Annotated in this window: 13 protein-coding genes; 1 reads left to right on the plus strand and 12 read right to left on the minus strand. The window is 69.3% G+C overall.

All coding sequences use genetic code 11. The features are described from left to right. Positions 1-184: 184 nt before the first annotated feature. The gene (locus tag QLQ83_RS11540) at positions 185-1,597 is read left to right on the plus strand and encodes a PhoH family protein (RefSeq protein ID WP_282735675.1); all 1,413 of its coding nucleotides are present in this window, start codon (positions 185-187) and stop codon (positions 1,595-1,597) included. A 43-nt stretch (positions 1,598-1,640) separates the two neighbouring features. Here the strand turns inward: QLQ83_RS11540 and QLQ83_RS11545 are convergent, their stop codons facing one another. The 12 genes from QLQ83_RS11545 to QLQ83_RS11600 all read right to left on the minus strand — a co-directional run bounded on the left by QLQ83_RS11545 (position 1,641) and on the right by QLQ83_RS11600 (position 16,090). After that, positions 1,641-3,470 (minus strand): complex I subunit 5 family protein, encoded by a 1,830-nt coding sequence (locus QLQ83_RS11545; RefSeq protein WP_282735676.1) that lies wholly within the window; start codon positions 3,468-3,470, stop codon positions 1,641-1,643. Next, on the minus strand, positions 3,467-4,972 hold the full coding sequence (locus QLQ83_RS11550) for a complex I subunit 5 family protein (protein ID WP_282735677.1): 1,506 nt from the start codon (positions 4,970-4,972) through the stop codon (positions 3,467-3,469). The genes QLQ83_RS11545 and QLQ83_RS11550 overlap by 4 nt, the downstream gene beginning before the upstream one ends. Then, positions 4,969-6,441, minus strand: coding sequence for a complex I subunit 5 family protein (locus QLQ83_RS11555; protein WP_282735678.1), 1,473 nt, complete (start codon positions 6,439-6,441; stop codon positions 4,969-4,971). Before QLQ83_RS11555 ends, QLQ83_RS11550 begins: the two co-directional genes overlap by 4 nt. Next, on the minus strand, positions 6,438-7,109 hold the full coding sequence (locus QLQ83_RS11560; RefSeq protein ID WP_282735679.1) for a hydrogenase subunit MbhD domain-containing protein: 672 nt from the start codon (positions 7,107-7,109) through the stop codon (positions 6,438-6,440). The genes QLQ83_RS11555 and QLQ83_RS11560 overlap by 4 nt, the downstream gene beginning before the upstream one ends. Before the next feature lie 7 nt (positions 7,110-7,116). Then, a complete protein-coding gene (locus tag QLQ83_RS11565; RefSeq protein WP_282735680.1) occupies positions 7,117-7,338 on the minus strand; it encodes a hypothetical protein in 222 nt (73 codons plus the stop codon). A gap of 78 nt (positions 7,339-7,416) precedes the next feature. Further along, the gene (locus QLQ83_RS11570) at positions 7,417-8,760 is read right to left on the minus strand and encodes a sensor domain-containing diguanylate cyclase (protein ID WP_282735681.1); all 1,344 of its coding nucleotides are present in this window, start codon (positions 8,758-8,760) and stop codon (positions 7,417-7,419) included. A 109-nt stretch (positions 8,761-8,869) separates the two neighbouring features. Then, positions 8,870-10,072 carry a tryptophan synthase subunit beta gene (trpB, locus tag QLQ83_RS11575; RefSeq protein WP_282735682.1) on the minus strand — a complete coding sequence of 401 codons (1,203 nt, stop codon included), beginning with the start codon at positions 10,070-10,072 and terminating at the stop codon, positions 8,870-8,872. An 86-nt stretch (positions 10,073-10,158) separates the two neighbouring features. Continuing rightward, a complete protein-coding gene (locus QLQ83_RS11580; RefSeq protein WP_282735683.1) occupies positions 10,159-11,091 on the minus strand; it encodes a prenyltransferase in 933 nt (310 codons plus the stop codon). 30 nt (positions 11,092-11,121) lie between these two features. Continuing rightward, positions 11,122-11,790 carry an alpha/beta hydrolase gene (locus QLQ83_RS11585; RefSeq protein WP_282735684.1) on the minus strand — a complete coding sequence of 223 codons (669 nt, stop codon included), beginning with the start codon at positions 11,788-11,790 and terminating at the stop codon, positions 11,122-11,124. A gap of 79 nt (positions 11,791-11,869) precedes the next feature. Next, positions 11,870-13,639 (minus strand): SLC13 family permease, encoded by a 1,770-nt coding sequence (locus tag QLQ83_RS11590; RefSeq protein WP_282735685.1) that lies wholly within the window; start codon positions 13,637-13,639, stop codon positions 11,870-11,872. 187 nt (positions 13,640-13,826) lie between these two features. Then, complete coding sequence (locus tag QLQ83_RS11595; RefSeq protein ID WP_040185674.1) at positions 13,827-14,033, minus strand: cold-shock protein; 207 nt, start codon at positions 14,031-14,033, stop codon at positions 13,827-13,829. 395 nt (positions 14,034-14,428) lie between these two features. After that, positions 14,429-16,090 carry a GMC family oxidoreductase gene (locus tag QLQ83_RS11600; RefSeq protein WP_282735686.1) on the minus strand — a complete coding sequence of 554 codons (1,662 nt, stop codon included), beginning with the start codon at positions 16,088-16,090 and terminating at the stop codon, positions 14,429-14,431. Positions 16,091-16,151 lie beyond the last annotated feature (61 nt).

Raw genomic sequence — 16,151 nt, forward strand, 5'->3', positions numbered from 1 at the left:
GCGAACACCGACCATGCTCGAAACAGGATGGCACCTCGCCGTCCGACAGGCATCCAACCAGGCAGGACCACAGGCAAGGAGGTGAACGTCGTATCGAGCGGGACGGCACCGCGGGGCCCCTGTCACGTCGCTGACATCGTGCGCCGGCAGTGTCGACACTATGACGACAAGGAGAACTGCGCCGATGGTACGCATCGACAAGAAGGCCACCCGGCTCTACGTGCTGGACACCAATGTCCTGATCCATGACCCCGCCGCCCTCTACCAGTTCGACGAGCACGAGGTGGTCATCCCCATGACCGTGCTCGAGGAGCTCGACAAGCACAAGAACGGCATCCGCGAGATCGCCCGCACCGCCCGCCAGGTCAGCCGTACCCTGTCCGACCTCACCGCCAACGTCGATATCGACCAGATCCGCGATGGCATTCCCATCCCCCGGCTCATCGGCCCCGAAGGCCGCCTGCGCCTGCTCTGCTACACCGACCTGAAACCCCTGGACCCGCTGGAGGAGAGCCCCGACAACCGCATCCTGGCCGAGACCTGCCGGCTGCGCGACGAGCGCCCGGACGCCTCGGTGATACTCGTCACCAAGGACATCAACCTGCGGGTCAAGGCGGCCGCGCTGGGGGTGCCGGTGGAGGACTACCTCACCGATCGCGCCTTCGACGACAGCGACGCCATGATCGACGGTGCCCGGATCTATCCCGATGCCGGCCACGACGGCAGCGGGCTCTGGGACAGCCTGGCGGTCGACGTCAAGGTCGAGCGCCAGGACCACAGGATCGTCTACCGCCTGGCCGGCGACATCCCCCGCGAATGGCACCTCGGTATGCTGGTCTCCGACAGCGACAACGGCGCCAGCTTCGAGGCCATCGTGCGCGAGGCGGGGCCGAAGCACGCCCACCTCGAGCTGCTCACCAACTACCGTCACGCCACCAGCGTCTGGGGGGTGCACGCCCACGACAGCCGGCAGAACTTCACCCTCAACCTGCTGATGGACGACGACATCGACCTGGTGACCATCGCCGGCAGCGCGGGCACCGGCAAGACCTTCATGACCCTGGCCGCGGCCTTCCAGCAGACCCTGGACACCAAGCGCTTCGAGCGCATCGTCTTCACCCGGGCGCCGATCTCGATGAGCGAGGACATCGGCTTCCTGCCGGGCACCGAGGAGGAGAAGATGTCGCCCTGGATGGGGGCCTTCCACGACAACATGGACAACCTGCTGCGCGACGAGCACGACGGCAGCAGCACCTGGAACCAGGACGCCACCCGCCAGCTGCTCGGCTCGCGAGTGCAGATCCGCGCGCCCGGCTTCATGCGCGGGCGCACCCTCAACGACACCTTCCTGATCATCGACGAGGCGCAGAACTTTACTCCCAAGCAACTCAAGTCCCTGATCACCCGGGCCGGGCGCAACACCAAGATCGTCTGCCTGGGCAACGTCGGCCAGATCGACACGCCGTACCTGACCGCCAACACCTGTGGCATGGCGGCGGTGGTCCAGCACTTCCGCGACTGGCCCCATGCCGGCCACGTGACCCTCAAGAGCGTGGAGCGCTCGCGCCTGGCGCTGGCCGGCGAGGAGCTGCTCTGACCCGCGCCCCCGCCCGGCCTGATCCATCGCCCTTGGCGGCGGGTCAGGCCGGGCCAATACCGGCCGTGCCAAACAGCATCAACAGGGCCAGCCCCGCGGCCACGCCCATCATCAGCACCGCCGCATGGCGGCGCAGCCATCCCTCGCCGCGCGTCATGCCGTCCAATGCCTCGATGGCGTCGCGCTCGCGTGCCACCCACCAGGCCACCCAGGCGCCCTGGACGCTGCCGAGCCGGTCCAGACTGCCCTGAGCCCATACACGTAGCCGCTGCCAGCCCCCCACCAGCAGCCACCAGAGGTCGCCGGGCGGTAGTCGCCGGGTGACCCGCAACGGACGCCACCGCGCCACGCCCCAGGTCGCGACCGAGCCCGCAAGGCCCAGGGCCAGCGGCCACAGCAGCCCGGGGAGCTCGGCCAGCGGTGGCCAGCCCTGATCGACGAGCTCATCACCCAGCCACCAGGGCAGGGTCAGTGCGGCCAGCAGGGTCGCCAGCCAGGCCAGCGGCATGGGCGACAGCAGGGGTTCCAGGCCATCCTGGCGGGCCTGGCGATCGGCCTGCCACTGGCACCAGAGGGTGCGGGCCATCAGCGCCGTGGTGCCCACCGCCGCCAGGGAGAGCCAGGTCACCACGACCTTGTAGCCGCCGTCGTAGAGCACCGTCTTGAAGGCCCACTTGGCGGCCAGCCCCGAGGCCAGGGCCCCGGTCAGGGACAGCGCCGGCAGTGCCAGCAGGGTCCAGAGCAGCCAGCCCGGCAGACGCGGCGGGTGCTCGCCGATGCCCACCCCGAGGAACAGCGCCCCCTTGGTCAGGCCGTGATGGGCGGCGAACAGCACCACCGCCATCGACAGCGCCGGCCACAGGGCGGGGGCGACGAGCCCCATGGCCACCAGGGCGGTGATCATGCCCATCTGGCTGACGCTGGAATAGGCCAGCACCGCCTTGGGGTGGCGCTGGCAGACCCCGTAGAGGGCCGCCCCGATGGCGGCCGCCAGGCCGGCCACCAGCATGGCCCGACCCAGCCAGGTGAACGCTTCGGTGGCGGCCGGCTCGCCCAGCGGCAGGGTAGCGAGCCAGCCGAACAGGCCTGCCTTGATCATCGCCCCGCTGAGCACCGCGCTGGCCGGCGTCGGCGCCACCGGATGGGCCAACGGCAGCCAGAGGTGAAGCCCCACTACCCCCGCCTTGACCCCGAAGCCGAGCCACAGCAGCAGGCCCATCCAGGCTCCACCCGGTGCCTCGCCCATTCCCTCGCGCAGGCCGCCCAGCGTGGTGGTACCGGCACTCCCTGCCCCCCACAGCAGCCCGGCCAGGATCAGGCCCTCGCCCAGCACCGCCATCACCAGGTAGGCCTGGCCGCCGGTGCGCGCGTCCGGGGTCCCCGAATGCACCACCAGGCCGTAGCCAGCGAAGGTCATCACCGCGAAGCCCAGATAGAAGCTGGCGATGTCCTCGGCGACGAGCAGCAGCAGGTTGCCGGAGAGCGTCAGCGGCCAGAGCAGCGCGAAGCGCGTCAACCGGGCCTCGGCGCCCCCGTCGCCGGCCACCGCCTTGTCCAGTTCGCCGGCCAGGTAGCCCCGGGCATATCCCCCCGCCAGCAACCAGAGCAGCGCCGTGACGGCCAGCAACGCGTTCCGCGTACCGTCCAGCGCCCAGTGCCCGCCGAACAGCCACCAGTCCAGTGCCAATGCCCCCTCCTCCACGCCCAGGGCCAGCGCCAGGGCGGGCAACGGCGCAGTACACCAGAGCCCGTCGATCAGAGCAGCCGGACGTCCACGATCGGCCAGGGCCGCCATCAGCGGCACCCGCAGCATCAGCAGCAACGGCCAGAGCAGTGCGGTAGGCATCGCAAGGGCAAGAAGCGCATCGCTCATGGCAGATACTCCGCGTTGACCACACGGGTCGCCCACTCCAGCGGGCTGAAGGGCATGCCCGCCAGCATGCCGGCCATCAGGCTGAACAGCGCCGTTGCCACTGCCGGCACCAACAGCCAGCCGTGGGTCTCCAGCCGGCCCAGGCGACGCTCCTCGGGCCATGCCCCCACGCCATGATCGGGTCCGGGACGAAACCACAGCCGGCCGAGGACCGGCAGGAAGTAGGCGGCGTTGAGCAGGCTGCTGGCCACCAGCACGATGATCACCCAGGGCATCCCGGCCTGGATTGCCCCGGTGCCCAGGTACCACTTGCTCAGGAAGCCCACCACCGGTGGCAGGCCGATCATGCCCAGCGCCCCCACCGTGAAGGCCAGGCTGGTCAGCGGCATGCGTCGACCGGCACCGTCGAGTTCGTCGATGCGGTGGATGCCGAGTTCCTCGGCGTAGTTGCCCGCACAGAAGAACAGGGTGATCTTCATCAGGCCCTGGTGCAGCAGGTGCGAGAGCGCGGCGATGGTGCCCAGCGGGCCGAACAGGCCGATGCCGAGCACGATGTAGGAGACCTGGCTCACCGTGGAGTAGGCCAGCCGTGGCTTTAGCTCCTGCTGGGCCAGGGCACGCAGCGAGCCGAAGAGGATGGTTACCGACGCCACGACCACCAGGCCGTACAGCAGCCCCAGCTCGGCGCTCAGCTCGATGCCGTACACGTCATAGACCAGCCGCACGATGCCGAAGGCGCCGGCCTTGACCACCGCCACCGCATGCAGCAGGGCGCTGACCGGCGCAGGCGCCACCATGGCCCGCGGCAGCCAGCCGTGCAGCGGCACCAGGGCCGCCTTGACGCCGAATCCGGCGATCAGCACCCAGAAGAGGCCCACCAGCAGCGGGCGGCGCTCGGGGCCGAGCTCGGCGAGGATCTCCCGCTCGCCGAACCGGATGTCCCCGGCCAGGACATGCAGGATGACCATGCCGACCATCAGTCCCATTCCGGCGGTCAGGGTGAAACGCAGGTAGACCTTGCCCGCCGCCAGTGCCTTAGAGGTTCCCCGGTGCACCACCAGGGGATAGGTGGAGAGGGTCAGCAGTTCGTAGAAGACCAGGAAGGTGAAGAGATTGCCCGCCAGGCTGATGCCCAGGGTACTGGCCACGCAGAGGCCGAAGAAGCCGAAGAAGCGCTTGCGATTGGGCGAGTCCTCCAGGTAGCCGATGGCATAGATGGTGGTGAGCAGCCAGAGCAGCGAGGAGAGCCCCGCAAACATGATGCCCAGATCGTCGGCGCGCAGCACGAAGGCCAGCCCCTCCAGGACTGGAAACTCGATGACATACTCGCGGCCGTGACTGAGTCCCCAGACCATCCAGGCCACCAGGCTCAGCTTGACCAGGGCCGCGCCCAGGTTGATGCCGGTGCGCGCCCGGAAGGCCCGCTCCGGCAGCAGGAAGATCACCACCGCGGCGACCAGCGATGTGCCCAGGGTCGCCAGGAGCAGGAGCGCCCCGCTCATGGCATGCCCTCCTCACGCAGCAGGGCCAGCGGCCACTCGGCGCCGAGCCCCAGCCCCAGGGCCGCCAGGGCCAGCAGCAGGGCGACGAGGTCCATGCCCGCGGGCAGCGGCCGGACCTCGTGGCGGGGCGAGGCCTCGACGAAGGCGCAGCGGAAGACCCGGAACACATAGGTGGCCGTCAGCAGGGTGCCGACCACCAGGACGACGACCCAGGGCCACTGCCCGGCGAGGATGGCCGCCTGCAGCAGCAGCCACTTGGCGGTGAAGCCGGCGCTGGGCGGCAGGCCCATCAGGGTCACCGCGGCGATGCCGAAGGTCATCAGCGCGAGCGGCAGCTGCCGACAGGCTCCCGCCAGGTCGGTGAGGCGGCTCACGCCGTCGGCCAGCACCAGGTTGCCGGCCGCCATGAACATCGCGGCCTTGGCCAGGGCATGCCCGGCCAGCTGCAGCCAGGTGGCCTGCCAGGCCAGGGTCGCCACCGCCGCCGAGGTGCCGGCCAGCAGCGGGAAGGCCAGCATCAGGTAGCCCAGCTGGCCCACCGTGGACCAGGCCACCACCTGCTTGAGGGCGCTGGCCCGGCAGGCCTGCAGCCCGCCCCACAGCACGGCCAGGCTGCCGAGCAGCCCGAGCAGCCAGGCGGCGGCCACCGCCTCGGGCACCAGCCGCTGCCACAGTTGCATCAGGATGAAGAAGGACGCCTTGACCACCAGGGCCCCGTGGAGGGCACTCACCGGCGTCCAGGCGCTGGCATGCACCGGCACCAGCCAGCCGTGGAGCGGGAAGATCGCCGCCTTGAGCAGCAGGCCGGCGGCCAGCAGTGCCATGGCGATGCCGGTTACCGCTCCCGGCTCGCTGGCGGCCGCCAGACCCGCCAGATCCAGCCGCCCCGTGGCCCCCAGCAGCAGCGCCACGCCCAACAGCCAGGCCAGCGACCCCACCAGGGCATAGAGCAGGTAGCGCATGCCCGCCAACAGCGCTTCCCCCGTGCCGGGCAGCAGCATCATGCCCACGGCGGTGAGCCCCATCAGCTCCAGCGCCGCGTAGAGGGTCAACAGGTCGGCGGCCACCCAGATCAGGCCAAGCGCCGCGGCCAGCCCCCCCAGCAACGGCCAGAACAGGGCGAAGGTCCGCTCGGGCACCGCGGCAGCTCGCCGGTGCCCGACCGCATAGGCCGCACTGGCCAGCAGCAGCAGCTGGGTGAGCAGCAACAGCAGGCCCGCCAGGCCGTCCAGGTGCCAGTGGAGCCGCAGCCCAGCGAGTGACCAGGCGCCCTCTAGCCCACCACCGACCGAGACGCGATGCAGCAGCCAGAGGGTCGCCAGCGGCAGCGGAGTGCCGACCAGGAGCACCGGCAACATGCGCCGCGGGGGAAGGCGCCATGCCGCCAGGCCCAGCAGCGGCGGGGCCAGCAGCGCCAGCCATAGCACCACCGCCTCGACCGACGGGGGCGCGTCCAGCGGCGCGCTCATGGCGTCGTCTCCGGTCCGGTCTCCAGGGTGACCCGGCCGTCCAGGGCATGCAGCCGACGCAACAGCGCCGCACCGAGCACCGAACCGACAAGGGCCACCATCAGCCCCACCAGGATCAGCCCCTGGACCTCCACCACCGGGCCGGCCAGACCGGCCAGCAGCAGGAAGACCCCGGAGCCCAGGACGTTGAAGGCCAGCAGGCGACGCAACAGGTGATGGTGGTGGGCGAAGGCCCACAGGCCCAGCGCCATGATGGCAAGCCCCGCAACCAGTAGCGGCCGGCGCGCCACCTCGGCCGACGCGGCGACTTCGCCGCTACCGGGCACCCCCCATACCGCCATCCCCGCCAGGGCCAGCCAGATGAGGGCCGCCAGCCAGCGAACCGGGGCCTGGTGGCGCGGGCGACCTTCATGGTCGCGCGGGGGAAGAGGAGACCGGGAACCCGGACGGCCCAGCCCATGGAAAAGGGCCATGCCGGTCAGCAGCGCGCCCATCACGGCCTCGGCCAGTGCCAGCCAGGGCGCACCAAGCCGCCACCAGGCCAGTGCCATCAGCAGCGCGAAGGCGATGAAGGCCAGGCAGGCGCGAGGAAGGTAGCGGTCGAGAAGACAGGACGCCGCCAGGACCACCAGCAGGCCGGCCGCAAGCAGCTCACCCGACAGCGACACCGCCGACTCAGCGGTCTTGGCGGTTGACGGCCTTCTCGATCAGCGCCTCGCTCTCGCTGCAGGGGCCCTTCCTCAGTACGGTCTGGGCCTCGTGCCAGAGGCAGACGAAGCGATGGCAGGAGGCGCAGTGCACCTGGTCATCGGGGTTCTTCACCTGGGAGACCCGCATCAGGTGGCTGCCGCAGCTCGGACAGGCGACCGGCAGGCGAAAGTCTTCCGACAGGGACATGGCAATGCTCCTTGGGTTGCGTGGTGGATGGTACCCATCCTGCCGATTTCGTCCGCGATTCTCCAGCCACCCGCCCCGTCATCGGCGGGCATCCTCGTGAATCCGGGAATAGTCCGGCGACCCTGCCAGTCGATTGCGCCCCTCGTGCTTGGCCCGGTAGAGCGCCTGGTCGGCCTGGGACAACGCCAGGTCCAGGCTGCCCTCGGGTGGCAGCACCGCCAGACCCAGGCTCACCGTGATCCACAGCGTGGTGTCCGCCACCTCGATCTCGATCGCCTCCACCGCGGCGCGCAGGCGGTCGAGCACTCCCCAGGCCTCCTCGGGTGAGCTGTCCACCAGCATGATGGCAAACTCCTCGCCGCCGATGCGGGCGAAGAGGTCATAGGGGCGCAGGCTATCACGACAGGTCATGGCGAAGGCCTGCAAGGCCAGGTCACCGACGGCATGGCCATGGCTGTCGTTGAGGCGCTTGAAGTGGTCGATATCGAGCATCGCCACGGGCACCGAGCGGCCCTGGCGGGCGGCATGGGCGCGCACCGCCTCGCCGAAGTCGAAGAAGGCCCGGCGATTGAGCGCCCCGGTGAGCATGTCGGTGCTGACCAGCCGCTGGGTGCGCTGCTCTTCCTGCTTGCGCGGGGTGATGTCGAGCAGCATGCCGTCCCACAGGGTCGTGCCGTCACGGCGGCGAGAGGGGCTTGCCCGGCCCTCGAGCCAGCGGATGCCGTCGGCCGTCTCGAGGCGGAACTCCAGCGCCCAGGGTTCCAGGCTCACCGCCGACTGGGCCAGGGAGGTGCTCAGGGGGCTCTGGTCCTCGACATGAACCCGCTCCAGCAGCGCGTCGCTGCGGTCCATCACCGAGCGCGACGACAGGCCCGAAAGCGAGCACAGCCCGTCGCTGAGATAGAGGAAGTCGAGTCCGCCCCGGGCGTCCTGGCGAAGCTGGAAGACCGCCCCGGGGAGCCGCGAGAGGGTCCCCTGGAGCCGCTCCAGCAGGGCGTGGTCGTGCAGCGCCTTCTGACGCAGCTCCGTGATGTCGTGGAGGGTCACCAGCAGCCGCAGCGGCTCGCCCCGGTCCGCGCCAAGGGGCTGGAAGTCGCCATCCTGATGGGTCAGCCCGCCGTCGGCCCGGCGACACAGCAACACGCCCCGCCAGGGCCGGCGACGCGCGACGCAGTGGGCCAGGGCATGGCTGATGTCGCCATGCAGCGGGTCCACGTCCAGGCAGGTGATGCGGCGGCCGACCAGGGCCTTGGCCGAATGACCGCTATGCTGCTCGAAACCCGGGTTGACGCGCAGGATGACCCCGTGGGCATCGGTGAGCACGACGACACCCGGGAAGCAGTCCAGCAGCGCTTCGGCCAGCGGCTCCTGCTCCCTCCTGTGCGATATCCACCTTCGCCACTTGTCCCTGATTCGCGCCATGCCCCGCACCCTGGGGATCCCCGCATCGGTTTCGGAAAGGGGCCTCCCGCCCCCATTCCCCACCCTACCCCAGGATGGCACGCAACACATCGAAAAATGACGAGGCCCGCTAGAGTTTCAGCCGGTCGGCCACATAGTCGGCGTCCTTGTCGCCGCGGCCGGAAAGATTGACCAGGATATGCTGGTCGACCGGCAGGGTCGGGGCCACGCGCATGGCCCAGGCCACGGCGTGGGCGCTCTCCAGCGCCGGGATGATCCCCTCGACCCGCGAGAGCGTCAGGAAGGCCTCGAGGCACTCGTCATCGGTCGCGCTCTGGTAGTCCACCCGGCCCAGCTCCTTGAGGTAGCTGTGCTGCGGCCCCACGCCCGGATAGTCGAGGCCCGAGGCGATGGAGTGCACCGGCATGGGATGGCCCGCCTCGTCCTCCAGCACGTAGCAGGCCATGCCGTGGATCTCGCCGGGCCGGCCCAGGGTCAGGGTGGCGGAATGACGACGGGTGTCGAGCCCCTCGCCGGCCGGCTCCACGCCCACCAGGTGCACGCCGTCATCCTCCAGGAAGGCGGTGAACATGCCGATGGCGTTCGAGCCGCCGCCCACGCAGGCGGTAACGTGATGGGGCAGGTGGCCGTGACGCGCCAGGAACTGCTCGCGAGCCTCGCGGCCGATGATCGACTGGAAGTCGCGCACCATCTTCGGGAAGGGGTGCGGCCCCACCACCGAGCCGATGGCGTAGATGAAGTGCTGTGGATCCTTGAGGTACTCCTCGAAGGCGCTGTCCACGGCATCCTTGAGGGTCGCCGTGCCGCGGGTCACCGGGATCAGGGTGGCGCCCAGGATCTTCATCTTGGTGACGTTGGGGTGCTCCTTCTCGATGTCCACCTGCCCCATGTGGATCTCGCAGGGGATGCCCACCAGGGCGCAGGCGGTCGCCAGCGCCACGCCGTGCTGCCCGGCGCCGGTCTCGGCGATCACCTTGGTCTTGCCCATGAACTTGGCGAGCAGCGCCTCGCCCAGGCAGTGGTTGATCTTGTGGGCGCCGGTGTGGTTCAAGTCCTCGCGCTTGAGGTGGATCTGGGCGCCGCCCAGTTTCTCGGAGAGCCGCCGGGCATGGAAGATCGGGCTGGGACGCCCCACGTAGTCGGCGAAGAGGCCGTCCAGCTCGTTACGGAAGTCCTCGCGGACGCGGATCTCCTCGTAGGCGGCGTCGATCTCGTCCATCACCGCCTTGAGCTCCGGGGGGATCAGCTGGCCACCGAAGCGGCCGAAATAGCCCAGGGCATCGGGGAGGTTGGCAAAGGGGGAAGCGCTCATGGTTTCGGTCCTGACGGCATGCGGAATATCGACAGGCCATCCTGCCCCGCCCTCCCGAGGCTGTCGAGACGACCTTGGCCGAAGCCTCAGGCCGTCAGCCAGAGCCCGAGATTGAGCAGTGCCAGGCTGGCCAGCAGCAGGGCGACATTCAGCCCCAGCCACGGCAGCAGCGGCGAGGGATCGCCGGGGGCCAGCTCGGCAGGCAAGCGCCAGAGCCCGACCGCCAGCCTCAGTGCCGCGGGGGCGGCCAGCCACATCAGCAAGGCCCAGGCGGGCAGCCAGCCACCCAGCCAGGCCAGCGGGATCACCGCATAAGCACCGAGCACCAGGACCGCCACCAGGCGCGCCGCGCGCCTCGGACCCAGCACGATGGGCAGGTGGTGGCGCCCGGCCTGGCGGTCAGGCTCGATATCCGGCAGCTGGTTGGCCAGCAGCAGCGCACTGACCATCAGGGTCGGCACCAGCGAGGCGGCCAGGGCCGTGGCGGAGAACGTTCCGGTGAGCGCCTGGTTCGCGCCCACCACCATCAGCGTGCCGAAGCCGATCCCCGGCGCCGCCAGGCAGAGCCAGGGGCGTCGGGTCAGCCAGCCGGTGTAGGCCACCACCAGCGCCATGCCGAGCAGCCCGTAGAGCAGCATGACCGGGCCCGAGCGCCACAGGAACCAGGCACCGATGGCGACCACCCCGGCCAGGCAGGCGAAGGCGGCGCGCCGCACCACCCCCGCCGCCTCGGGGTGCCGGGGCAGCGAGCCACTGCCGCCCGAGAAGGGCGTGCGGACGGTGGTGGCATCCAGGCCGCTGACGAAGTCGTGATGCTCGTTGAACAGGTTCACCGCGGCGTGGGCCAGCAGGGCGGCGAGCAGCACCAGCAGGATCGCGTGCCCCTCGGGGGCGTGGCCATCCTGCCAGGCGGTGGTCACCGCCAGGCCCGCACAGAGCGGCGAGAGCACCAGAAAGCCGGGGCGCGCACTGCGCCAGCAGGCGAGCAGCCCGGCGGCCGGGGACGTGGCCGCCGTCATGGGGCACTCATGGGCATGGAACGGAGCCCCTCAGCGGGCGAGGCGTTCGGCGAGCCAGCGGCCGATGTCACCGACCTGCTGCGGGCAGAGCGCATGGGCCATGGGATAGCGGCGATAGTGTGCCGGATAGCCCAGCGATTCGACCTGCTCGTAGCCGGCCTTGCCCAGCGACTCGGGGACCACCGGGTCGAAGCTGCCGTGGTGCACCTCGATGGGCAGGCCGCGATTGGCCTCGGAGAGCTCGATGCTGTCGGCCGTGGCGAAGTAGGTGGAGAGTGCCAGCAGGCCACCCAGCGGCGCCTCGAAGGAGAGCGCCGCCTGGTAGGCCACCGCCCCGCCCTGGGAGAAGCCCGCCAGGATGATGCGACGACTGTCGATGCCGTGCTCGACCTGTTCCCGCACCAGGGCCTGGATGCGCTCGGCGGAGGCCATCAGCTGAGGCTCGTCGATCTGACGGTCGAGGCTCATCTCCTTGATGTCGTACCAGGCCGGCATGACCATGCCGCCGTTGATGGTCACCGGCAGGCGCGGCGCATGGGGCAGGATGAAGCGCACGCCGGCATCGTCGGGCAGGGGCAGCGCCGGCACCAGCGGTTCGAAGTCATGGCCGTCGGCACCCAGCCCGTGGAGGATGAAGACGCAGGCGTCCGCGGGCTTGCCGTTTCTCGGCTCGATGATCAGTTCGCCGGGGTGATTCATGAGATCGTCTCCAGGGCCGCTCAGGGGATCGGTCAAAGGTCGACACCCTACCGCAAACGCCGCCCGGCGGCGAGCGAGTTCAGAAGGGCCAGATCAGCGGGATCAGGGCCAGGGCCACCGCGGCGGTCAGCAGGTTCAGGAGCCCGCCGAGGCGCAGGAAGTCACCGAAGCGGTAGCCACCGGGGCCGAAGACCATCAGGTTGGTCTGGTAGCCGATGGGCGTCAGGAAGCTGGCCGAGGCGGCGAACATCACCACGACCACATAGGGCATCGGGCTCACGCCAAGGCTCTCGGCACTGGCCATGACCACCGGAAAGGTGATCACCGCGGCGGCGTTGTTGGTGACCAGGGAGGTCAGCAGGGTCACCAGCACATAGACCGCACTCAGCAGCAGCCAGGGGTTGCCGTCGGCCAGCCCCAGGGCAACGTCGGCCAGGGTGGCCGCCGCCCCCGAGCTTTCCAGTGCCGCGCCGAGCCCGAAGGAGGCGGCGATGGTCAGCAGCACCTGGGTGTCCAGCCCCCGCTTGGCCGCCCCCACCGTGCAGCAGCCGGTGGCCAGCGCCAGGGCCGCACCGAGCATGGCGGCATTCATCATGCTGGTCACACCCAGGGTGGCCAGCAGCACCACGCCGGCCAGGATGCCCCAGGCCAGCCCGGCCTTCTCGTGGACCGGACGGGCCGAGCCGTTGACCTTGCTGATCAGCAGGAAGTCGCGCGACTGGCGATGCCGCTCGATGAAGGGCGGGCGCGCCTCCAGCAGCAGCACGTCGGCGGGCTGCAGGCGAATCTGGCCGAGGTTGCCGGCGACCCGCTCGCCGCCACGGCACACCGCCAGCACGGCGGCACCATAGAGGGTCCGGAAGTGGCCGTCGCGAATGCGCCGGCCGATGAACTGGCACTGGTCGGAGACCACTGCCTCCACCAGGCGGCGCTCCTTGAAGTCCTTCTCGAGGCTCGACGCGCCCTGCCGGGTCGGCACCAGGCCGCGGATCTGCTGCAGTTCCACGGCCCCCTCGCTGGTGCCGGCGAATACCAGACGGTCGCCGCCCTTGAGTCGCTCACCCGGCCCCACCACGCTGACGATGTTGCCCTCGCGCTCGATCTCGACCAGGAACAGCTCCTGGAGGTGGCGCAGCCCGGCCTCCTCCACCGTTCGGTCGACCAGCGGGCCGCCGGGGTCCACCTCCATCTCGATGGTGAACTCGCGGGGATTCTCGAAGGCCGCCTCCGCCCCTCGCCGCGCCGGCAGCAGCCGCGGCCCCAGCAGGATCAGGTAGACCAGACCCACCACCGCCACCGGCACGCCCACCCAGGCAATGTCGAACAGCCCCATGGCCAGGGAGGGGTCACGATCGATCAGCAGGCCATGCACGACCAGGTTGGTACTGGTGCCGAACAGGGTGATGGTGCCGCCGAGGATCGAGGCGAAACTGAGCGGCATCAGCAGGCGATGCGCCGGCACGGACACGCGCCGGCTCCAGCTCAGCACGGCCGGGATGAAGGTCGCCACTACGGGGGTATTGTTGAGAAAACCGCTCAGCGAGGCCACCGGCAGCAGCAGGCGCACCAGCGCCCGCCCCTCGCTGCGGGGACGCCCCAGCACATGGCGGATGATCAGGTCGATGCCACCGGTCTCGCGGATGCTGGTGACCAGCACATACATGAAGGCCACGGTGAACAGGCCCGTGCTGGAGAAGCCCGCCAGGGCCTGGCCGGGGTCGATCACCCCCAGGGTCAGCAGCAGGATTACCGCACCGAGCAGCACGATATCGGGGCCCACGCGCGAGAAGGCCATCAGCGGGAAGACGGCGATGACGACGGCGAGAGAGAGCCAGGCATCCAGCGGCATGGTCAGGTCCGGTCACGAAAGGGAAAGGCCCATTGTGACCGCCACCAGTTATTCTAAAAAGTTATTTTTAGAAATCTATCTATGTTTTATTGGAATATAAATAACGAAGGCTGCACAACGAGGAAGGCCCGCTTTCGCGGGCCTTTCTCACCTGCCGTGAGGCAGTCACATCAGGGTCGGTCGACGTTCAGCCGATGACCTGGATGTTGGAAGCCTGGAGGCCTTTCTTGCCCTGGGTGACGTCGAAGGAGACCTTCTGACCGTCCTGCAGGGACTTGAAGCCTTCGGCCTTGATCTCGGAGAAGTGAGCGAACAGGTCGTCACCGTTGTCGTCCGGAGAAATGAAGCCAAAGCCCTTGGTGTCGTTGAACCACTTGACAGTACCGGTAGCCATTATCGAATTCCTCGAATAGCGTTAGATTGTGCCGGGAAATACCCGAGTTGCAGTGGGTAAAACAAGAAACTTTCACCGGGAAATCGACGCCATGAGCTTTCGATGACCACTTGCGATGTTCCACTTGCTAACCAACTGCGGGCATAGTGCGCCGTTGCCGGGCGCAGGTCAAACACTATTTGCTGTGCATGACAGGAATATTGCCGCCCTCCATGGCGCCCACGAGGACGCACCTGGAGAGGCCCGACCCGCCGGGCGGGATCACCGGGACGTCCGAATGCCCATCGCCATGACGCCATCGATGGCAAGGGAGCCCGCGTCGGCAACACCTTCCCCGATACGACAACGGCAGGCCAAGGCCTGCCGTTGTCGTGTCTCGAGAGGAGAAGAGCCCGTTACGTCCCGCCGAGGATCCAGCCCGCGGCCTTCTCGGCGATCATCAGCGTCGGCGAGTTGGTGTTGCCGCTGGTGATGGTGGGCATGACGCCCGCATCCACCACGCGCAGCCCCGCCACGCCCCTTACCCGCAGGCGAGCGTCCACCACCGCCATGGGATCGTCGTCACGCCCCATTCTGGTGGTGCCCACCGGGTGGAAGATGGTGGTGCCGATGTCCCCCGCCAGGCGGGCCAGGTCATCGTCGCTCTGGTACTCCAGGCCCGGCTTGACCTCCTCGGGCGAATACCTCGCGAAGGCCGGCTGCTCGGCGATGCGCCGCGTGACCCGCAGCGAGTCCGCCGCCACCTTGCGATCCTCCGGGGTGCTCAGGTAGTTGGGCGCGATGGCCGGGGCCTGGCGCGGGTCGGCACTCTTGATGCGCACCGTGCCACGGCTGGTCGGGTTGAGGTTGCACACGCTCGCCGTGATCGCCGGGAAGTCATGCAGCGGCTGGCCGAAGGCCTCGAGGCTCAGCGGCTGGACGTGGTACTCGATGTTGGGATGTTGGTACTCGTCGGAGCTGCGCGTGAAGGCACACAGCTGCGAGGGCGCCATGCTCATGGGGCCCGAGCGCTTGAGCAGGTACTCGAGCCCGATGCCCGCCTTGCCGACCAGCGAGTTGGCCATGGTGTTGAGGGTCTTGGCGCCCGTCACCCGATACACCGAGCGGATCTGCAGGTGGTCCTGGAGGTTCTCGCCGACCCCCGGCAGGTCATGGATCACCGGGATATCGTGCTCGCGCAGCAGGTCGGCCGGGCCGATGCCGGAGAGTTGCAGCAGTTGCGGCGAGCCGATGGCGCCGGCAGAGAGGACCACCTCGCGGCCGGCCTGCACCGTGATCGCCTTACCGCCGCGCTCGACGCGCACGCCGGTGCAACGGGGCTGGTCGCCCTGACCGGGCTCGCCTCCTCGTTCCAGTTCGAGCCCCAGCACCTGGGTGGAGTGCCACAGGGTCAGGTTGTCGCGCTTCTCGGCTCCGCGCAGGAAGGCCTTGGAGGTGTTCCAGCGCCAGCCCGAGCGCTGGTTGACCTCGAAGTAGTCGACCCCCTCGTTGTCGCCGCGGTTGAAGTCGCGGGTCCGCGGGATGCCGGCCTCCACGGCCGCGGTGGCGAAGTCATCGAGCACTTGCCACTTGAGGCGCTGCTTCTCCACCCGCCACTCGCCGCCGTGGCCATGGTAGTCGCGGTGGGCAGCGTCGGCATCGCCGCCGGCATCCAGGCGGTGGTGATCCTCGTGCTTCATGAAGTCGGGCAGGCAGCTCTCCCAGCGCCAGGCGTCGTCGCCGGTGGCCTCGGCCCAGCCGTCATAGTCGCGCGACTGGCCGCGGATATAGAGCATGCCATTGATGCTGGAACAGCCGCCCAGGGTCTTGCCGCGGGGATAGATCAGCGAGCGACCGTTGAGGCCGGGGTCGGCCTCGGTGCGATAGCACCAGTCGGTGCGCGGGTTGTTGATGCAGTAGAGGTAACCCACCGGGATGTGGATCCAGTGGTAGTTGTCGCGACCGCCCGCCTCGATCAGCAGCACCCGGTTGGCCGGGTCGGCGCTCAGGCGGTTGGCCAGCAGGCAGCCGGCGGTGCCGGCCCCCACCACGATATAGTCGAATTCCTGGTCAGCCATGGCACGCTCTCGGTGATGACTTCACTCGAGGCTGTTCCGGTGACGACATAACTTCCTCTTC

This window comes from Halomonas rhizosphaerae (genome assembly GCF_030010555.1).
In the GTDB taxonomy this organism is placed as follows: Bacteria; Pseudomonadota; Gammaproteobacteria; order Pseudomonadales; family Halomonadaceae; genus Halomonas; species Halomonas rhizosphaerae.